Raw genomic sequence first — 19,355 nt, 5'->3', positions numbered from 1 at the left:
ATAAAATCAACATAAAGTTCTTAGAGCGTGTTTATAGTCTTCGTAGCAGGACTCCCAAGAAAGCCAAAGCTACCATTTGCAGACTGGTACTCAACTTACGCTCGCAGTTTTTCCAAAGCCGCCTGTTCTTTTCCAACCAGGAAAAGCTGCGCTCTACTACCCATCGCTTCGGCAATACTGCAAAACGGTGCAATTCGTTTCGTTTGGCAATCTCTACCTGCGCACCAATCAACTCCTGTACCGACGAAGCAAATGCCTTACCCGTGTAACCACCGTCAGCAAGGATTTTTTGTATCGCACCAAAATTATCCCGCCCACGTTCCAATGCCACCAGGCAGCCTTTTCTATCCGTAACATCCGCCGTCGTTACCGCAAGGGCATGCGGCAAACCTTGCGTGTCAACCGCTATATGTCGCTTGATACCGCTAACCCTCTTGCCCGCATCGTAGCCTTTTTCCATGGCGGTATCCGTGTTCTTCACACTCTGCGCATCAATAATCAGAAAAGTAGTTGCTTCATGGCGCCCCTGCTTGCGGCGCTCCGCAACTACCTGATTTTTTTAATGCTTCCTCAAGGATGCTGATGCCACTCTCGCGTGGTTCGGTCCATCTCTGGAAGTAGGAATGCACGGTGCGCCATTTGGGGAAGTCGCCCGGCAAAGCGCGCCAGGAGCAGCCAGTGCGTTGCAGGTAGAGAATGGCACAAAAGACATCGTACAAGTCCACCTGGCGTGGCGCTGTGCGTTTACGGGCACTTTCCAGCAGGGGAAGGAGAGGCGCAAATTGCTCGCGACTGATATCGCTTGGGTAGGTTTTTCTGTTCATGCCGATAGTTTACAGCAGAGGCTGAGACAATGAACACGTTCTTAGGCAGGGTTGGAATTAGCATTTTTGCCGCAGGTGTTGGCATTGCTTTATCAAATATTGCATTGGCTGCGACAATGACATTTATGGCTATATTTGGGTTTACTCTTCCGGCTGCAGCAGTACTTCTTATCGGCCTTGCAGTAGTTATGGGAGTGGGCTATTTTGTAGCCGACCAGAGTAGCAAATTAAAAGATAAAATTTGGGGATCTTAAAAAAATGAAAGAACGACATGATTTTTCACTCCTAAAAGCAGATTACCGTCCTCTGAGGGACCTTGGACGGTTCTACTTGATTAAAATGGGTTTATTCGCATTTGTCCTGCAAGAACTTGGTGTGAGTGTTTTATCTCCGAGTGATTGGGGAGTAGGAAAACAAGCAATAGCTGGTTTGTTATTAACAATATTAATATTTGTTTATTTGTTAATATTCTATTATATTAGGAAACTATTATCTTCTAACCCACTTAGCCAAATGTTTTTTCAGTCTGTTTTTTTAAATATAGGTATATTCATACATTTTTTCTCTATTCCTTATATTATAAGTGCGTATCTTAAAGGGACAGAATTGTTTAACTATTATCTATATGGTTTAGCCATAATGTTTTTTCTGGCATTTTTATATGTTATTCAGTTAGATTGTAAACAGCTTATTGATAATAGTTTAAAATATAAAAAAAGTGGATCAACAATTTTTTTTGCCCCTGACTCGGTATTTTGGCCATTAAGTAAATTGCAATTATTCATATATACTCCATTTATTGTAGGCATAAGTTTTATGTTTTATGGATTTTCATTGCGAAGTGGTGCTAAAGCAGAATATTTTATGACTTCAGGAATGATAATCTTTTCTGTTTTATTATTATATACTGAATTTTGTTATTTTTGGGTGTGGGTTAAATATAGATTAATTAAAATGTCTGATAAGAAATAGTTTGTTAAAAGACAGCCATTTAGAGGGCAGAGAAATCCTGAGCACCCACTACCGCTACGACAAACTTAACCGTCTGATCCAAGCACATAACGCCCATAGTGAACTTCGTTTTAGTTATGATCACAACAGACTGGTTAAAGAGCAGCTCATACACTTGGATGGATCCCTTACATCCGGTATCAGCCGTTCACACTCCAAAGATGTCACTGCACAGATTACCGAACACCGTTACGACGTATTGGGTAACCGCATCCAAACCATCCTGCCTACAGGTGAAATTTTAAACCGCCTGTATTACGGCAGCGGGCACTTACACCACGTCAACCTCGACGGCACCACCCTTGCCGACATCGAGCGTGATGCCCTGCATCGCCCAGTCGAGCGGACTATCGGCAAGTTGAATACCCAATTTCAACTTGACCCATTAGGTCGTCTGAAACAACAAATTGCCCAACCGAACGGTCACAACAAAGCAGACCCTGCCGTCCTTATCGGTCGCCGTTACCAATACGACACTATTGGCAACCTCATCTGTACCGACGACCAAACCAACGGCAGCAGGGATTACACCTATGACGCACTAGGCAGAATTACCCAAAGCGCGGACGAGCACTATCGCTACGACCCTGCCCACAACCTTACCGACGAAAGCAGAATCGGTGGTAACCGTCTTACCCAATACAAAGGCATCAGTTACCGCTACGACCCGTTGGGCAACCTGATCGAAAAACAGCAGCATGACGGCGAAATCCAACATTACCGCTACAATGCCGATAACCAACTGACCGAAGCCGAAATCCATCGCCCCGGACAAAACACCGTCTTATATCGCTACCGCTACGACCCCATAGGTCGCCGCATAGCCAAGGTCCATCCAGATGGCAATGAAATCCAATACCTGTGGGACGGCAGCCGCTTATTACAGGAGTACCGTAAAGACCGCACCTACACCTACATTTATACCGAAGACCGAAACTATGAACCCCTTGCCCAAATCACCACCTACAATGGCTCGGATAAGGCACGAGAAATCCTGTATTACCACAACGATCAAATCGGCATCCCGCGAGAGATGACCGATGGGGAAGGCAAAATTGTTTGGAGCGGTGACTATAGCGGCTGGGGCAAACTGACCCAAGAAAGTCGTCTGAAACTGGATATACATCAACCCTTCCGTCTGCAGAATCAGTATTATGATGAAGAGACGGGGCTGCATTACAACTTCTTCCGCTACTATGATCCGGAAATTGGGCGGTTTACGCAGCAGGATCCGATTAAGCTATTGGGTGGGGAGAGTTTGTATCGGTTTGCAAATAATGTGCAAACTTGGACAGATGTATTTGGCTTATCTGGAATCCCAATTTTTGGTATTAGTGATAATGCAGCAAGGAATTTAGAGAATCAATTTCAAGCAGAACGTTTTAAACATATTAGGGCACAACGTCAAGCAGCACAAAAAAGTGGAAATAACCAATGTGCAACAGGTGTAGGTGTACTTTTTGGAAGACATATGGCGCAGCTAAGTAAAGATCCAAAATGTAAGAACGTACATCAATTCCAAGGTACTTTAGCGGATTCTAGAAACGCTACCTTAGCTGTAACGGGTGTAGGGGGGGGGCTGCAGTAGTAACAACGGCCGCAGCAGCTCCTGAACTTATTCCACTGGCAGCAAGAGGAGTTAATGTTCTATCAAAAAGTTCGGCTGCACAGGCATGGACTTCTTTATCCGCTGTTGAAAAAAGTGCAGGGATTTCTGCTGTGGTATCCGGTACAACTCAAATTATGCAAAATGGTCGAGTTAATGCTTGTGCGTTTGGAGTAGATATGGTAACTGGTGCAGCAGGATCAGGGTTAACTAAATTAGGTTCACAAGCCGGATTATCCGTTGGATCAGGAGCCATTTCTGATTATATGTGCCAAGGCAAATCAATAACAGAGACGTTGAAAGGAGTTCCAGGTAATGCATTGGGTACCGCTGCAGGATTTGGAGTAGGTAAAACTGGAGCTGGGGATATTAGTCAGGCTCTCATAAATGAGGCTACAAAACAGTCTATTAATACTGGTATGGATATGGTGGTTCCATCTAAGAAACCTTAATTAAAAGGAGATATCAATGATTAAAAGTATAAATTACTATCTTAATGTCATTATTTTATCTTTAATTGTTGGTTGCAGTGGGTCTAATCAGACGATTAGGGATACGCAATGCGATCCACAGGGTCCGTTTTTATATTTAGAGCAATGTGCTATCGAAGGAGATATTTCTAGTCAATATAACTTAGCTGTTAGATATATGGATGGATTAAATGCTCCGAAAGATCTAAAGCAAGCTTTTTATTGGATGGAACAGGCTGCAAAGAATGGAGATATCCGAGCACAATCTGACCTAGGTTTGCTCTATTATAATGGCTGGGGCATCTATAAAGATTATAAAAAAGCCTTTGAATGGACACAAAAAGCTGCAGAGCAGGGAAGTGTTCCAGCTAATAATAATATGGGCTTTTTTTACAGCCATGGAGTTGGTGTGTCGGTAGATTGGAAAAAAGGAGCAGAATATTATCAATTGGCTGCAAATCAAGGATATATTGATGCCTATCAAAATTTATCTACTATGTACTTTAGCGGGAAAGGTGTTGATATAGATATAAATAAAGCATTGGAATTTGCTAAAAGAGCTGCAGAGGATGGAGGTAATCAAATGGCCATTTATAACTTGGGTACAATTTATTCTTTAATAGGTAAAACAGAAGATGCTATTTTTTGGTTGAGAAAAGCAGCTGAATTAAATATGGCAGTAGGGCAGGCAGAATTGGCAGGTGTGTTAGCCCCAATAGCCAAAACAGAAGCCGAAAAACAGGAAGCTAAGCAATGGTTAGAAAAAGCTTTGGCTCAAAATGATCCTTATGCTTATACTGTAGCCGGTGTGTTGTATTCTGAAAAAAATAATGTTTTCCCTATTAATGAGAAAAAAGCTTATGAATATTATAAAAAAGCTGCCGAACTTGGTGAAGAAAAATCACAAACTATTTTGGCCTCATGGTATTGGGAAGGACGGTATGTACCAAAAGACGAGATAACAGCAGTGGAATGGTTCGAACGTGCGGCCAATAACGGTGAAATTAAAGCAGCCAAAAAATTGGTAGAAATCTATGGACAGGGTAGCAAAAATATTCCGAAAAATGAGGTAAGAAAGCAATATTGGCAGGATAAGCTTTCTGAGTAGAAAATTATTACCCTCAAGCCTATAAGCAGAGAAAGAATAAGGGAAAATACCCTATTGACAAGATAGAAGTAATAACCTACTTCTGCTACTCAAAGCCGGAACTTACGCACCTTTTACAGCAAGATGCGGCATCGATAACTTAAAGCCAAATCAGTCGAGGAGAGTCTCTGTCTGTCAGATTAGTGTAAAGTAAAAAAGGTCTAATTAAAGGCTGTCTGAAACTAAATTTAGCTTTTCAGACGGCCTTTGTTTTATAGTCAATTAAAAACAAAATGGTACAATACTCAACTTTGAAGGTTTAACCATGGCATACTCTGCGGACTTAAGAAACAAAGCTTTAAACTATTACGAACAATGCAAAAACATCAGCCAAACCGCAGCAACGTTTAACTTGTCAAGAAACACGCTTTACCTGTGGATTCGCCTTAAAAAGCAAACAGGCAGCCTAAAACATCAAGTTACCGGTCTGAATGCCGTCAAATTGGATAGGCAAAAACTGGCTCAATATGTTGGGCAACACCCGGATGCCTATCTGCATGAAATCGCCAAACATTTTGATTGTACGGCAGCCGCCGTTTGCTATGCACTCAAACAGATGGGGATGACGCGCAAAAAAAGACCACCACTTACAAAGAACAAGACCCGGCCAAAGTAACGCATTATTTGACACAGCTGGCCGAATTTTCCGACTACCAACGTGTTTATTTGGATGAAACAGGATTTGACCGCTACCTGTTCCGTCCCTATGCCCGCAGCCCGAAAGGGCAAATAGTGAAAGCGCAGATAAGTGGAAAAAGATACCGACGCTTATCTCTGGTGTCCGCACAAGTCGGCAACCGGCTGATTGCTCCGATGGTTTATCAAAATACGATGACCGGAGTTTTTTTTGAAGCGTGGTTTCAGCAATGCCTACTGCCCGCATTGACTCAAAAATCGGTGATTATTTTAGATAATGCGCGATTTCACCGTATGGGTGTCTTAGAACGTGTTCATTGTCTCAGCCTCTGCTGTAAACTATCGGCATGAACAGAAAAACCTACCCAAGCGATATCAGTCGCGAGCAATTTGCGCCTCTCCTTCCCCTGCTGGAAAGTGCCCGTAAACGCACAGCGCCACGCCAGGTGGACTTGTACGATGTCTTTTGTGCCATTCTCTACCTGCAACGCACTGGCTGCTCCTGGCGCGCTTTGCCGGGCGACTTCCCCAAATGGCGCACCGTGCATTCCTACTTCCAGAGATGGACCGAACCACGCGAGAGTGGCATCAGCATCCTTGAGGAAGCATTAAAAAAATCAGGTAGTTGCGGAGCGCCGCAAGCAGGGGCGCCATGAAGCAACTACTTTCCTGATTATTGATGCGCAGAGTGTGAAGAACACGGATACCGCCATGGAAAAAGGCTACGATGCGGGCAAGAAGGTTAGCGGTATCAAGCGACATATAGCGGTTGACACGCAAGGTTTGCCGCATGCCCTTGCGGTAACGACGGCGGATGTTACGGATAGAAAAGGCTGCCTGGTGGCATTGGAACGTGGGCGGGATAATCTTGAGGTATTGCCTCTTGCACCTTATTCACCTGAGCTCAACCCGATTGAGAAGGTGTGGGCGAATATTAAGCGGTATCTGCGAACCGTATTGTCTGATTACGCCCGATTTGACGATGCGCTACTGTCCTATTTTGATTTTAATTGACTATATTCATTGAATACAACAAGCAATTATAAAAGCAGTCGCTCTATCACTGATAGTGTGCTCAATCTGATAATGTGCTCAATGGAATAGGATGGGACAAAGATAAGGAATACCTGTTGTAGAAGGAAATACTTATACCATTGATCAAGTTGCATATATCAGAGATGCAAGCAAAGAAGAGTATGATGCCAGTCCTCATGTAACCATAGTAGCAACTGTATTTTTCACCCCGTCGGGCAAAAATACCAAAACTCAAATCAAGCCGTTCGGATGCTGTTTTCGGTGATACCGTTTTCGGCAAAGTAATCACGCATCCGGGCATTCAATATCGTCAGCAGTTTGCGCATACATGCCGTAACGGCAACCTTATACGGCTTACCCTTGGACAGCAGGCGTTGGTAAAAATCTCGAATAAGCGGTTCAAAACGTGTCGCTACCACGGTAGCCATATACAGTGCCTTACGCACCGCAGACCTTCCGCCAAAGCAGCGGCTTTTGAATTTGGTTTCCCCGCTCTCCCTCGGGTGCGGGGCAATGCCGACCAAACTCGCTATCCGTTTGTGCGACAGTCGTCCCAATTCGGGCAGCATCGCCATCAGCGTAGCCGTCGTTGTCGAACCGATGCCTTTGATTTGTTCCGCCACTTTGGCTTTGCCGTCAAAATGCGTGTGGGTGTGCTCGTCGATTTGTTTGTCCAATTCGTCAATCAGACGGTCAAAATGAGCAATCAGTTGTTTGACGCTTTCGACTTGCGTTTCGTGAACCTGATGCAGACGGTTTTTCTCGGCAGTCCGCATATCCACCAGTTGGTTGCGGCGGTTGACCAATGCTTCCAACACTTCTTCCGCTTCGGTGGGCGGTTGGTAGAGCATGGTTTGCCAATCTTCTTTCTGCATCATCATCTGTGCGAAGAAGGCGAGCATTTGGGCATCTTTGGCATCGGTTTTGGTCAGCGACTGCGATTGGGCAAACTGATGCGTCTGACGCGGGTTGGCGATGATCACGGCCATACCTGCGCGGTGGATGGCTTTGGCGGCGGGGATTTCGAGACCGCCGGTGCTTTCCATCACAACGAGGGCGACGTTGTGCTTTTTAAGGTATTCGATAGTATGGGCGATACCTTTGGGGTTGTTGGTTTCGGTTTTGGTTTTAGACAAAGACGAAACGGCGATGACGAAGTTTCGTTTGGCGATGTCGATGCCTGCACAGTTGTATTGGGTACTCATCATAAACCTGCCTTGCATTTGGTTGTGTTGTCTGGCAACTGTCCGGTTGTGTCGATGGGTTGCCCGACCGCTCCCTAAGCTACTCAACGGTTGTTTGCCTTGGGTGTGTACGGGTGGCGACCGGGCGGTTTGTTGCTATGATACGGGTGTTTCGATATACAAGGTTGTAATGGGGAAATTATCACCAGCAAAGAAGAAGCCCGCAACAGTTGCGCCGCCGAACGTAAGATTTCATTTTAATCAAGAAAGGATAATTCCTGAATGATACCGAAAAGAAACTCATCGCCATCCACTATACCGCCGACCGCACCAAACGCAACAACGAACATGGCTTTACCCTGTTGAAACTGGGCATACGCGGCGCAATCTATTTTAATACCCGTGATGATGTCGCCGATGCCTTAACCGGTTTGATGGATTTCTATTACGAATGGTCGAAAGACAAGCTGACAATAGCTAGGCACGAAAGAGGCCATAGGGATATTAAAAAAGTCAAACTGACCGAAAAATCATATCTGAAAGAACGGGATACAATCTACCGTTGGCTGGATAGTCGGAAGGAAAATCCGCCCAAAGTGATGTGGGGAATGCAAAGCGAGCATGCAGATACCAGCGCATCCTATTATTTCGACATTACCTCTTTTGCCGCCTACTTTGCAAACGATCCAGATATATCAAGAGGCACCCTGCTTTTTAACCTGCCACTGGAAATTTTGTCTTCCCCCCAAGATTTGGCAAAATTAGATGAATTTGTCGACAAGATTGCAGAGAAGCTGGATGTTTTCCATGGCTATATCGGTCTGGCAGCAATTCCACCGCATAATTATTACGACGGTGCACCGTACGAATACGGGGTGTGTCGCGAGAATTTGGGGCTGATTCCGGTCACGACCGATTATTTGGCAGATTTCTATGACTACAATATCCGCAGTATCAGTTGGTACACATTGATCGGCAGAGAACTTTACGGACAGCTTCCGGCAGGCAGGATAGAGCCTGTTTTGGCAAATCATCCCGATATTAAGATGCGTGATATAGCAGGTATCAAAGTTTTCAAAATTGGCAACTTGCCTGAAACCGGAGATATCCACGAAGATTTACCCTTGGACTACATTGCGCTAAACCGCGCTTTAGAACCGATACGCGAAAAATACCCCCGTGAAAATATGGGCGGCATTACCCGCGAACAGATGTATTATTGGTCGAGAAGATGGGACGGTTGGGAAGTGGAAGAAAAAGACGGCAAGAAGATCTACACCCAAGCACCGCAGGAAATCATCGGCGTCGAGGAAGAGCCTGTTCCGATTTCGGGCATATGGAAAATCACCAGCTTTGACGGCGAAACCCGTCATTTCAATAAAGGTGAAATTTTCCCTGAAGGAGAGGGGGTACGGACTCAAGATGTGCTACTCGGCCCCCAAATGGGTCTGACCATTTGGGAGCTTGTCAAAGGAGACCATGACGAGCCGTTGCGTAGAAAATCTATATGGTAAAGCCAGGCCATAAACAATCTGTCGACAGGTGGGTTCGGGAGATGCAGTAGTGATCTGCGGTACGCTGTTGGCTGCGTATGTGCAGGTAGTGGAGTACGGCTTGGTATTTGAAGTGTAATGTATATTTGCTCATAAAAAAACTGCACCTTGTGAGTTGGAGGGGATGTGTCCAACTTTTGGGGTGCAGTTCAGTCCTTTTCAAACGGCCTTTCCACCTCCAATCCCCCCAGCTTGCCCCCCCCCCGTTCAAACTACCATACCGACCCCATCGTCGAAGGCATACGCAGTGCCGACTACAACTACCGCAGTGCCGATACCGACCTCTTTGCCGAAACCGACAACAAACAGTCTGAAGAATCAGCCGACAACACCGTCTTATTGGGCAAACAGCAAAACTGGGGCCTTCATCCCAAAACCCCCGACGAAGCCAAAGTTCAGACGACCCTGTTGAACGAAGCCGTCCTCTGCCGCCAAACCGTCGCCAACGGCAGCGGCAACGTCGTTTCCATGGCGCCGATGAAAGTGTTCCAAACCGATACCGCCTTCCCCGAAGCACCCGACGGCTGGCTGGTACTCAGTATGGAACACAGCGGCAGCCGCGATACCGCCTACACCCATACCTTTACCGCCATACCCGCCCAACTCACCTTCCGTCCCGAACGTACCACACCGCGCCCCCATATCGCCGGCACACTGCCCGCACGGGTGACCGCGGCAGAGAACTGCACCTACGCCTACATCGACGACATGGGGCGCTACCGCGTCAAACTGCCGTTTGATTTGGACGAATGGAGTCCGGGCGGAGAAAGCCGTCCCGTCCGACTCGCCAAACCCTATGCCGGTCCCGAGTACGGCATCCACTTCCCCCTGCACGAAGGTACAGAAGTCATGCTGTCCTTCGTCCAAGGCAATCCCGACCGCCCGTATATCTCCGGCGTCATGCACGACAGCGTCCATCCCGACCACATCCCTGCCGACTGGAACACAAGGAACGTCATCCGTACCTGGGCGAACAACAAACTCAGGATGGAAGACCAAAAAGGTCAGGAACACATCAAACTCGCCACCGACTATCAGAAATCCCAACTCAACCTCGGCCACATCGTCGACTCAAGTCGGGAAAAACGCGGAGAAAACGGCGAAGGCTTCGAACTCAGAACCGACGGCTGGGGTGCCGTACGGGCGGGTAAAGGCATACTCGTCAGCGCACAAAACCAAGACGCCAACGGCAAAGTGCTGGATATGGACGATGCCGTCGCCCAACTCGAACAAGCACTCTCCCTGGCCAAAAGCCTGAACAAAGCCGCCCAAACCGCCAACAACCACCACACCGATGAAGCAACCCAAAAGGGTCGTCTGAAAGACGCCCTCAAAGACCTGAAAGAGGCAGGACTAATCCAAACCGCCCCGGCCGGCATTGCCACCGCAACCCAACAAAGCCAACTGCATACCGCCAATGAAAACATTCACCTCGTCAGCGGCAACCATACCGACATCACCGCCGGCCAAAGCCTGACCGCCCATGCGGCAGAGAGCCTCAACCTGTTTGCCCAAAGCAGCGGCATCAAGATGCAGGCGAATCAAGGTAAAGTAGAGAAGTACAGGCACAGAATGACGAATTGCAGCTGAATGCCTTAAAAGACGCCACCCTGACCAGCAGTGCGGGGAAAATCACCATTGCGGCGAAGGAAGAGGTCCTGATTACCTGCAAGGGGGCGTATATCAAGTTGAGCAACGGGGAGGTTGAGATTGGAAGTCCGAAGGTGGTAAGGGTGAGGGCGCCGTTGGTGGTGACTGGGGCGAATGCATGGGATTTGGATATAGCTGGCTTTTCCATGCATAAAAACGACTTTGAGATTTTTTATCACGATGCGAACCTGATGCCTATCGGTAACGCACCTTATAGAGTGGTGTTGGCAAATGGGAAGGAATATACGGGTAAGCTGGATACAAATGGAAGGGCAGTATTGAAAGATATCAATATCAGTCCCGCCAACGTTTATTTCGGCTATTCCGAAGATCCTGTTGATTTGCCTTCCATTGAAGATTTTGAACAGGATTTCTCCGCAAAGGCGGTTATTGGTCAATTGGCGGAGTTCGATTTACAAATACCGGAGGATAAAATTTCAGAAGTGATTGATTTGCTTCTAGATTCCGATTTAGATTACGAGGACGATTAAACCATGGGTATTACATTGACCAGACAGGAAGAAGAGGCAGTTAAAAACCTGCTTCTAGATATGGCGACAGCCTTCCCGCCATTGAATATGGTTGCGGGCATTCGGGACATTACATCAACAGGATGGGATTTATATCGCCAAAACTATAAAACCCCGGAAGAAGAAAATGAACTCAAACTACAGCTTATTCTGGGCATAGTCTGCCTGATACCCGGAGCAGGTGCTCCGGTTAGAACGACGTTCAGACAGTTGATACGTAATCCTGACTTTTACGGGCCGTTGATGTTTGAAATCATCACAAGGATTATTGAGAAGGCCAATGTATTGATGGTGAGAAACAATTTTCGTCCAATTCCCGTCAATCCCGAAGCCTTTTTGATGCAGCTTATCGATATCGGTAGGTTGGAGCGGGAGTTGGAAAGTGCGAGAAAAGCGGCATTGACTTCGGCAAAAGATAGTGTATTTGGGCGCTGGTTCGATGTATCCGGCACCATCAATGCCTGTTTTGATTTTGTAAAAAGGAATCTGTCTAGTTGCCTGATTCTACTTTCCCGCTATATCCGAAAAGCGATTACCAGAAGCAAGGATCGAAGCAACAATAGCGGTGCGCGACAAATACAGCCAAAGATTTCGTCGCAACCCAAGAATCTGCCGCCGAACCATCCTGCAGCAAAATCGCATCCGCCCAAGCCACCTAGATCAAACAAACCGAAGACAAATGGAGGAAAGGAAAACAACCGACCTTCCAAACACACTACTTCCGGGAAAATGGCGGAACAAGTGAAAGCAAGAGAACCCACAAGATGGAAGGCATTCGGCGGCGGGGTGGGCGAGCACATCGCCGACTACTACTGTTTGGAAAAACTTGGTTGGGGTAAAGGAAATTGGATAGCACACGACAAACATACGGCGGGAAGTTGGAAACCCGATGCGAAAGAGAGGAAGCTTAACGACAGGGGCAAACTGAAAAAGCTGACGATAGCAGGTAGCGACAAAGGCATAGACAGCTTTTGGCAAGCGAATCCGGCAACCAACGGCGGCAAACCCTATGCTGTAATCGAAGCGAAAGGGTCGTTTACAGCATTGGGTACGGACTCCCAGATTGCCAAGAGGCTGGGCGTATTGTCGGAGAAAGAAGGCGGAAGGCACGTGGTGCAAATGGATCATGTGTGGATTCAGGAACGGATTAATGATTTGTTTAAGAAAGGACAATTGCCAATATCAGTACAGGTCGATTTTCAAAAAATTATAGTCAATTAAAATCAAAATAGGACGGTAGCGCATCGTCAAATCGGGCGTAATCAGACAAAACGGTTCGCAGATACCGCTTAATATTCGCCCACACCTTCTCAATCGGATTGAGCTCAGGTGAATAAGGTGCAAGAGGCAATACCTTATGTCCCCATTTTTCCGCCATTTCCCGTAAGACACCCATACGGTGAAATCGCGCATTATCTAAAATAATCACCGATTTTTGAGTCAATGCGGGCAGTAGGCATTGCTGAAACCACGCTTCAAAAAAAACTCCGGTCATCGTATTTTGATAAACCATCGGAGCAATCAGCCGGTTGCCGACTTGTGCGGACACCGGAGATAAGCGTCGGTATCTTTTTCCACTTATCTGCGCTTTCACTATTTGCCCTTTCGGGCTGCGGGCATAGGGACGGAACAGGTAGCGGTCAAATCCTGTTTCATCCAAATAAACACGTTGGTAGTCGGAAAATTCGGCCAGCTGTGTCAAATAATGCGTTACTTTGGCCGGGTCTTGTTCTTTGTAAGTGGTGGTCTTTTTTTGCGCGTCATCCCCATCTGTTTGAGTGCATAGCAAACGGCGGCTGGCGTACAATCAAAATGTTTGGCGATTTCATGCAGATAGGCATCCGGGTGTTGCCCAACATATTGAGCCAGTTTTTGCCTATCCAATTTGACGGCATTTAGACCGGTAACTTGATGTTTTAGGCTGCCCGTTTGTTTTTTAAGGCGAATCCACAGGTAAAGCGTGTTTCTTGACAAATTAAACGTTGCTGCGGTTTGGCTGATGTTTTTGCATTGTTCGTAATAGTTTAAAGCTTTGTTTCTTAAGTCCGCAGAGTATGCCATGGTTAAACCTTCAAAGTTGAGTATTGTACCATTTTGTTTTTAATTGACTATATTGTTAGATCAAAATGGAAAGTTTTATACCGTCGCCACATCATCTATACTGCCCTGAATATCCTAGATACCGTCGGCTGGCAGCATGCAGACGCGTTATTGAACGGATACGAAGAAACCAAACACCGAAATCATAACGATATATCGGTTAGACATATCGACAACGAAAGGCATATCGACCGCATCATCGCCATCCGTCGGCGCGATGCCCGAAATGAGGAAAAACGCCATAACCAATCCAAACCCACCAACCGACCGAGAGGTAGAAAATGACAGAAAACACAATACAGTACGACCGCAATAAAGACCGCCAGGGATTGTTTAAAGAAGAGTTTTTTAGACAGTCATATCAAAATAATCTGTGGTTACTTAATGTAGCATTAGAAGGAATGCATGAATTTCCAACGTCACCACCAGAAACGGTTGTCGATTCATTATATGTATTGACCATAGCAGAATACACCGCAGGTTATCCGATAGAGATCGTCCGCGAACGCTTTGCCCAGGCAATCGAATACAGCCGCCTGTGTTTGGAAATCGATGAAAAATATCCCGTGGACGATCCCGAACTGATCGAAGAAGGTTGGACAATGTCCGTTTGGGGCGGAGGGGCGAGTGGCAGAGATTTTCTGGTGAACGCCATCGGCTTGTGCCTTCTGTTTGAACAGGCTGACTGGCTGGAAATTATCAAACGGTGCTATGAATTGGACGGCTTTATTGATACATCTTTTAATGCCTTGATCAATATGGTTATTCCGATGGATTTTGATCCGAAAGCCAAATTCCGGCGCGGTGGTCATAATTTCCGCAAACCCCTGCTACAAGCAATCATGGCGGAGAGCAAGGAAGAAACCCTGAAACACCTCAACGCCTATCTCGCCGGTTGGTACGACGGCAACCGAAAAATCGGCAATCCCCTCATAGACACTCATTTGGAGTAAGATCCCGAATACGGTGGCTATATCGGCTACTGGAGCTTCGAATCCGCTGCCATCGCCTATTTGAAAGACTTGGACGATACCTCCTTGCGGCAATACCTGTACTACCCCAAAGATATGGTGGATTGGGCGAGGGAGCAAAAACTCAAACGCGAACAGGGACAAGACTGCGACGGTAATCTCCCCCTGTTGCTCAACGCAGGCATACCTGCCCCGTTTTCAGGAAGATACGGCATCGATAATTTTATCGGACATGAAATTCAAATTAATCAGGGAGAGCTTCTGCCTGTCGGACAAGTCAGTGCGAAGAGGGATAAGAACGGTAATCCTATTTTTCGGGAAGATACCGTTTGGAGATTGCTCAAACGCGAAGACAAAGGCAAAGTCCGTTTCAGCGAAAAAGAGATGGAAGAGCTTCAAAAGTAAAAGAGGAATAATGAAAGGCCGGCGGATTCGCATTTGAAGTGCAACTTTCCATAACAGAAAAAGGCCAGTATGCGGTAGCATACGGCCTTTCCTGCAAGAAAGATTGCCATGAGCTACACACAACTGACCCAAGACGAACGATACCATATCCAATACCTGTCCCGCCACTGCACCATCGCCGAAATCGCCAAACAACTTAACCGCCACAAAAGCACCATCAGCCGAGAAATCAAGCGGCACTGCATCCAAGGACAGCAATACAGCGCCGAAAAAGCACAGAAGCAAAGCCGGCTGACCAAACAGCACCGGCGAAAACCCTATAAGCTCGATTCGCAGCTGGTTCAACACATCGACACCCTTATCCGCCGCAAACTCAGTCCCGAACAGGTATGCGCCTACCTGCGCAAACACCACGGTATCACACTCCATCACAGCACCGTTTACCGCTACCTTCGCCAAGACAAAAACAACGGCGGCACTTTGTGGCAACACCTCAGAATATGCAGCAAACCCTACCGCAAACGCTACGGCAGCACATGGACCAGAGGCAAAGTGCCCGACCGCGTCGGCATAGAAAACCGACCTGCTATCGTCGACCGGAAAACCCGCATCGGCGATTGGGAGGCCGACACCATCGTCGGCAAAAATCAGAAAAGCGCGTTATTGACCTTGGTCGAACGCGTTACCCGCTACACCATCATCTGCAAATTAAAGAACTTAAAAGCCGAAGACACTGCCCGGGCGGCCATTAGGGTATTAAAGGCACATAAAGCCAGAGTGCACACCATCACCATGGACAACGGCAAAGAGTTCTACCAGCACACCAAAATAGCCAAAGCATTAGCAGCGAAAACCTATTTTTGCCGCCCCTACCATTCTTGGGAGAAAGGGCTGAATGAGAACACCAACGGACTCATCCGCCAATATTTCCCCAAACAAACCGATTTCCGAAACATCAGCGATCGGGAGATACGCAGGGTTCAAGATGAGTTGAACCACCGGCCAAGAAAAACACTTGGCTACGAAACGCCAAGTGTTTTATTCTTGAATCTGTTCAAACCACTGATACACTAGTGTTGCACTTGAAATCCGAATCCAAGGCCGTCTGAAAAAGAGTCAACAAGTTTGGTTACCTTTCAGACGGCCTTTCCACCACCAATCCCCCCAGCTTGACCACCCATCCCCGTTCAAAAAATTACCCACTATGTCCCGTGGCAGGCTTGCGAGAAAAACGCCGATACTTCGCATCTGAAAGGCTGGGAAGAAAAAGTGCGCGAATTCGATGCCAGACACGGTAATCTGCCGAAAGAGTAAACAACAACCCCATGAAAGAAAAAGCATGACAACCAAACTATATGAATCCCTGCAAGCTGAAGACCTATAACGGCACCATGGTATTCAAAGCAGGAAAATTCCCCGATTTGGGAGATAAAACCAAACCGTTGCCTATTAATTACCTGGTAGTGAACAACCTGATGCGGCCGATACTGACGCAAAAGCTGAATGATTCGCTGCATACCGCCTTCGGCAACGGCAAAAACCGCTACTCAGCTTCCCAAGGCTATTACTGGCTGCATCGTTGGGATAATGCCAATTTTGAAAACGGGATTTTTAATCCCGAAGGGACGAAACAGGAACTGATGCCTGTTTACCGAGAACGTCCTTTGGAAGCACCTTATGCCGGGATGTGGATACCCGATGATCTCGAAAATGCGATAGAACGACATTTTGAAGAAGGAGAAGTCTTTCCTGATAGGGGAGAGTATTACAAGCACCTTCTAAACGGCACAACGGAAATTAGGAAAGGTTATTGTGTTTGGCGTTTGGTCAAGCGGGACGACGGAGGCAGTGTACTGGTAGCTTCGGAATTTTAGTCGATGACTATCAAAGGTCGTCTGAAACTTTCAGACGGCCTCTTTAGCAATGTTGATTGCCTTATTTGACAGTTTATGCGGCTATAGTCGTTATATTTGAGATATTTGATTACACATCAAATCTATTTGAAGCAGCTTGATGATTACGCCAATGAAATGAAGAAAAAGCATGGGGGAAATGTCAATATGAATGCAGAATTTAACCGTTGTCCGACATAGAAGGAGTAAACATATGAATCTATTCAAACAAACCGAAGGATCAGAATATTTTTTTGAAAAATTTGGAATGCCATTTGCTTCCACGCCGGTTTCAGCTGAAACCTTGGCCAAATATCGCGGTAAATTACCTGGCCGTTTACTGGAATATTGGCAGGAATTTGGTTTCTGCGGATTTAAGGACGGAATATTTTGGCTGACCAATCCGGAAGACTACGAGGATATTCTGGCAGAATGGTTGCCGGAAGATGAGTTGAAAAAGAAAAAACATTATGTGATTGCCCGTTCAGGATTTGGGGATCTGTTTGTATGGAATAGTGAATTAGGGGATGAATATAAGATTATCGGAATGTGGGGATGGATATTTAAAAGTGATCCTAATTTCAGCGATTGGATTCGGGACGGAAGAGCTGATGAGGTTATTGATATTTTTATAAGCATAAATGAATACGAAGAGTTGGATACGCAAGACAATGATGGCAATCCGCTCTTTCAACGCTGCGTCGAATTATGGGGTCCGCTGGCAGAAAATGAGATGTTCACCTTTGCGCCGTATCCTTTTATCAGCAACAGTATGACGCTGGATGCAATTCGCAAGGCAGATTTATTTATTAATTTTGACATTGTAAGGCAAATGATAGAACCGGAGATTTTAACGACAAGGGATTTGTTGAGAAAGGGCTGGGGCATTTGATAAAAGGCCGTCTGAAAAACTGAACTGGCCCTCAAATCTTGGACACTCATAAAAGCCTATTCAGGCGCTCTGTGTAAGCTGGGTTCTGTATGCGACAGGACTCAGCTTTTTCAATTTCAAACTGCAACGCTCCCGGTTGTAGTAATCCATATAGTCATCTATCTGCTTCATCAATTCATCTACCGTCAATTCACCTGCGTTATAGAAACACTCCGTCTTCAACACCGCAAAGAAGCTTTCCATCGGCGCATTGTCCCAACAGTTCGCCTTTCGCGACATGCTTTGAACCATGGAATGCTCCGCAAGCAATTCCCTATACCCCGCCGTACGGTACAGCACACCTTGGTCCGAATGAAGCATCGTTCCTTTAGCAGTCAGACGGGGGGCGGCTTTTTCGAGCATTTCCTTCACCATTTCGCTGTCGGCTCTGCGGCTCATGGCGTAGGCGACGATCTCGCGGTTGAACAAGTCCAAGATTGGCGAGAGGTACAGTTTGCCGTCCTTCCCTTTGAGTTCGGTAACATCGGTCAGCCATTTTTCGTTGGGCTTTCGGGCTTTGAACCGGCGTTTGAGGAGGTGTTCCGATATCTCGCCCATGGCGGGATGGCGGTAGGCTTTTTTCGCCCGTATGAGGGCTTTCAGTTCCAACTGCTTCATCAACCGCGCCACTTTTTTGCGGTTCCAACCCAATGCTGCGGCAATGCGCCTTTGCCCGTAGCGTCCTTTATGCCGCCGGTAGGTTTCGACAAGGAGGGCTTTGTCGGCTGCGTCGGGGTCGGGTCGGTCTTGGTGGTGGTAGTAAAAGCTGCTTTTGGGCAGGTTTGCGATGTGCAGCAGGTATTTGAGCGGGTGTTGCGCCCTCAGTGTTTGGACGGTTTGGCTTTGTCCTTTGCGGTCTGCTTTTGGCTGAGGGCTTTTAACTCCTTTAGGTAGGCGACCTCTGCGCGCATATAGCACAACTCTTCAATAAGCTCTGCCTGTGTTTTTTCTTGGTCGGGTTTATCTGCGATGAAGGGGTTTTTGCGGTGTTGGGGCATGGTTTTGGATTGGGGATGTTCGAGTGCGCCGATACCGCCTTCTTGATAGGCGCGTATCCATCGTCTCAGGTGGGTTCGGGAAATGCCGTAGTGGTCTGCGGTACGCTGTTGGCTGCGTATATGCAGGTAGTGGAGTACGGCTTGGTATTTGAAGTGTAATGTATATTTGCTCATAAAAAAACTGCACCTTGTGAGTTGGAGGGGATGTCCAACTTTTGGGGTGCAGTTCAAAACCTTTCAGACGACCTTTTCCAATAACGGTTGTTTTGTTTATATGGCTAAGCAGCTTGATGATTACGCCAGTGAAATAACGGTTACCGTGCCATGGCTGATTGGTGCAGGGATAAGGCAAAGTCTTTAGCGGTTCAAGACATTATCAATCGTTGGAAGGCTTTAAACAAAATACTTGCGG

Annotated in this window: 17 protein-coding genes and 6 pseudogenes; 16 read left to right on the top strand and 7 right to left on the bottom strand. The window is 46.7% G+C overall.

The genetic code is table 11. The features are described 5' to 3' along the window. Positions 1-31 precede the first annotated feature (31 nt). Positions 32-824, bottom strand: a protein-coding gene (locus NM96_05195) for an IS5/IS1182 family transposase (GenBank protein AVR78807.1) whose coding sequence is annotated in 2 segments (ribosomal slippage) — positions 32-560 and positions 559-824 — 795 coding nt in all. Because the reading frame shifts where the segments join, the coding sequence is not laid out codon by codon here. Positions 825-853: 29 nt separating this feature from the next. Here NM96_05195 and NM96_05190 point away from each other — a divergent pair. The 8 genes and pseudogenes from NM96_05190 (at position 854) to NM96_05155 (ending at position 6,708) form a co-directional block, all read left to right on the top strand. After that, positions 854-1,078 carry a hypothetical protein gene (locus NM96_05190; protein ID AVR78806.1) on the top strand — a complete coding sequence of 75 codons (225 nt, stop codon included), beginning with the start codon at positions 854-856 and terminating at the stop codon, positions 1,076-1,078. A gap of 4 nt (positions 1,079-1,082) precedes the next feature. After that, on the top strand, positions 1,083-1,796 hold the full coding sequence (locus tag NM96_05185) for a hypothetical protein (protein ID AVR78805.1): 714 nt from the start codon (positions 1,083-1,085) through the stop codon (positions 1,794-1,796). A 1-nt stretch (position 1,797) separates the two neighbouring features. Continuing rightward, on the top strand, positions 1,798-3,423 hold the full coding sequence (locus NM96_05180) for a hypothetical protein (GenBank protein ID AVR78804.1): 1,626 nt from the start codon (positions 1,798-1,800) through the stop codon (positions 3,421-3,423). A gap of 284 nt (positions 3,424-3,707) precedes the next feature. Next, positions 3,708-3,893: a hypothetical protein gene (locus NM96_05175; protein ID AVR78803.1), complete on the top strand. Its 186-nt coding sequence runs from the start codon at positions 3,708-3,710 to the stop codon at positions 3,891-3,893. A 16-nt stretch (positions 3,894-3,909) separates the two neighbouring features. After that, positions 3,910-5,019 carry a hypothetical protein gene (locus tag NM96_05170; GenBank protein AVR78802.1) on the top strand — a complete coding sequence of 370 codons (1,110 nt, stop codon included), beginning with the start codon at positions 3,910-3,912 and terminating at the stop codon, positions 5,017-5,019. Between the two features lie 304 nt (positions 5,020-5,323). After that, complete coding sequence (locus NM96_05165; protein AVR78801.1) at positions 5,324-5,674, top strand: hypothetical protein; 351 nt, start codon at positions 5,324-5,326, stop codon at positions 5,672-5,674. After that, entirely contained in the window at positions 5,578-6,045 is a 468-nt protein-coding gene (locus NM96_05160) for a hypothetical protein (GenBank protein AVR78800.1), read from the top strand. Before NM96_05165 ends, NM96_05160 begins: the two co-directional genes overlap by 97 nt. Continuing rightward, positions 6,042-6,708 (top strand): annotated as a pseudogene (locus NM96_05155) (IS5/IS1182 family transposase). The gene NM96_05160 and the pseudogene NM96_05155 overlap by 4 nt, the downstream one beginning before the upstream one ends. Before the next feature lie 61 nt (positions 6,709-6,769). Here the strand turns inward: NM96_05155 and NM96_05150 are convergent. Together NM96_05150 and NM96_05145 are read right to left on the bottom strand one after the other, a co-directional pair. After that, on the bottom strand, positions 6,770-7,030 hold the full coding sequence (locus NM96_05150; protein ID AVR78799.1) for a hypothetical protein: 261 nt from the start codon (positions 7,028-7,030) through the stop codon (positions 6,770-6,772). After that, complete coding sequence (locus NM96_05145) at positions 6,966-7,934, bottom strand: IS110 family transposase (protein ID AVR80272.1); 969 nt, start codon at positions 7,932-7,934, stop codon at positions 6,966-6,968. The genes NM96_05150 and NM96_05145 overlap by 65 nt, the downstream gene beginning before the upstream one ends. Before the next feature lie 257 nt (positions 7,935-8,191). Between NM96_05145 and NM96_05140 the strand changes: the two genes are divergently transcribed. The 3 genes and pseudogenes from NM96_05140 to NM96_05130 all read left to right on the top strand — a co-directional run bounded on the left by NM96_05140 (position 8,192) and on the right by NM96_05130 (position 12,867). Beyond that, positions 8,192-9,427, top strand: a complete 1,236-nt coding sequence (locus NM96_05140) for a hypothetical protein (protein AVR78798.1) — start codon at positions 8,192-8,194, stop codon at positions 9,425-9,427. An 888-nt stretch (positions 9,428-10,315) separates the two neighbouring features. After that, a pseudogene (locus NM96_05135) lies at positions 10,316-11,607 on the top strand (type IV secretion protein Rhs). A 3-nt stretch (positions 11,608-11,610) separates the two neighbouring features. Further along, positions 11,611-12,867, top strand: a complete 1,257-nt coding sequence (locus tag NM96_05130) for a hypothetical protein (protein ID AVR78797.1) — start codon at positions 11,611-11,613, stop codon at positions 12,865-12,867. Here the strand turns inward: NM96_05130 and NM96_05125 are convergent. Further along, positions 12,860-13,707, bottom strand: a protein-coding gene (locus tag NM96_05125) for an IS630 family transposase (protein ID AVR78796.1) whose coding sequence is annotated in 2 segments (ribosomal slippage) — positions 12,860-13,392 and positions 13,392-13,707 — 849 coding nt in all. Because the reading frame shifts where the segments join, the coding sequence is not laid out codon by codon here. The two genes, NM96_05130 and NM96_05125, sit on opposite strands and share 8 nt — an antisense overlap. Positions 13,708-14,027: 320 nt before the next feature. On the opposite strand from NM96_05125, the pseudogene NM96_05120 reads away from it, so the two are divergent. Further along, positions 14,028-14,852, top strand: a pseudogene (locus tag NM96_05120) (hypothetical protein). A 63-nt stretch (positions 14,853-14,915) separates the two neighbouring features. On the opposite strand, the gene NM96_05115 reads toward NM96_05120, so the two are convergent. After that, positions 14,916-15,203, bottom strand: a complete 288-nt coding sequence (locus tag NM96_05115) for a hypothetical protein (GenBank protein AVR78795.1) — start codon at positions 15,201-15,203, stop codon at positions 14,916-14,918. A gap of 27 nt (positions 15,204-15,230) precedes the next feature. Here NM96_05115 and NM96_05110 point away from each other — a divergent pair, with 27 nt between their 5' ends. The 3 genes and pseudogenes from NM96_05110 (at position 15,231) to NM96_05100 (ending at position 17,906) form a co-directional block, all read left to right on the top strand. Further along, a complete protein-coding gene (locus NM96_05110) occupies positions 15,231-16,196 on the top strand; it encodes an IS30 family transposase (protein AVR78794.1) in 966 nt (321 codons plus the stop codon). A gap of 296 nt (positions 16,197-16,492) precedes the next feature. Beyond that, positions 16,493-16,996 (top strand): annotated as a pseudogene (locus tag NM96_05105) (hypothetical protein). A 190-nt stretch (positions 16,997-17,186) separates the two neighbouring features. Continuing rightward, positions 17,187-17,906 (top strand): glutamyl-tRNA amidotransferase, encoded by a 720-nt coding sequence (locus NM96_05100; GenBank protein AVR78793.1) that lies wholly within the window; start codon positions 17,187-17,189, stop codon positions 17,904-17,906. Positions 17,907-17,966: 60 nt separating this feature from the next. On the opposite strand, the gene NM96_05095 is transcribed toward NM96_05100, so the two are convergent. Together NM96_05095 and NM96_05090 are read right to left on the bottom strand one after the other, a co-directional pair. Continuing rightward, positions 17,967-18,863: a hypothetical protein gene (locus NM96_05095; GenBank protein ID AVR78792.1), complete on the bottom strand. Its 897-nt coding sequence runs from the start codon at positions 18,861-18,863 to the stop codon at positions 17,967-17,969. Then, positions 18,832-19,117: pseudogene (locus NM96_05090) on the bottom strand (helix-turn-helix domain-containing protein). The gene NM96_05095 and the pseudogene NM96_05090 overlap by 32 nt, the downstream one beginning before the upstream one ends. On the opposite strand from NM96_05090, the pseudogene NM96_05085 reads away from it, so the two are divergent. Continuing rightward, positions 19,110-19,193, top strand: a pseudogene (locus NM96_05085) (bifunctional heptose 7-phosphate kinase/heptose 1-phosphate adenyltransferase). The pseudogenes NM96_05090 and NM96_05085 sit on opposite strands and share 8 nt — an antisense overlap. Positions 19,194-19,355 lie beyond the last annotated feature (162 nt).

The organism is Neisseria mucosa (genome assembly GCA_003028315.1).
Taxonomy (GTDB): domain Bacteria; phylum Pseudomonadota; class Gammaproteobacteria; order Burkholderiales; family Neisseriaceae; genus Neisseria; species Neisseria mucosa.
Note: the sequence above shows the minus strand (reverse complement) of the source record. Positions and strands in the feature narration are given on the sequence as shown.

Coding starts and splice junctions, on each gene's coding strand:
- NM96_05190 (AVR78806.1), top strand. CDS start 854: ATGAACACGTTCTTAGGCAGGGTTGGAATTAGCATTTTTGCCGCAGGT.
- NM96_05185 (AVR78805.1), top strand. CDS start 1,083: ATGAAAGAACGACATGATTTTTCACTCCTAAAAGCAGATTACCGTCCT.
- NM96_05175 (AVR78803.1), top strand. CDS start 3,708: ATGTGCCAAGGCAAATCAATAACAGAGACGTTGAAAGGAGTTCCAGGT.
- NM96_05170 (AVR78802.1), top strand. CDS start 3,910: ATGATTAAAAGTATAAATTACTATCTTAATGTCATTATTTTATCTTTA.
- NM96_05165 (AVR78801.1), top strand. CDS start 5,324: ATGGCATACTCTGCGGACTTAAGAAACAAAGCTTTAAACTATTACGAA.
- NM96_05150 (AVR78799.1), bottom strand. CDS start 7,030: ATGCCCGGATGCGTGATTACTTTGCCGAAAACGGTATCACCGAAAACA.
- NM96_05145 (AVR80272.1), bottom strand. CDS start 7,934: ATGAGTACCCAATACAACTGTGCAGGCATCGACATCGCCAAACGAAAC.
- NM96_05130 (AVR78797.1), top strand. CDS start 11,611: ATGGGTATTACATTGACCAGACAGGAAGAAGAGGCAGTTAAAAACCTG.
- NM96_05115 (AVR78795.1), bottom strand. CDS start 15,203: ATGCTACCGCATACTGGCCTTTTTCTGTTATGGAAAGTTGCACTTCAA.
- NM96_05110 (AVR78794.1), top strand. CDS start 15,231: ATGAGCTACACACAACTGACCCAAGACGAACGATACCATATCCAATAC.
- NM96_05100 (AVR78793.1), top strand. CDS start 17,187: ATGCAGAATTTAACCGTTGTCCGACATAGAAGGAGTAAACATATGAAT.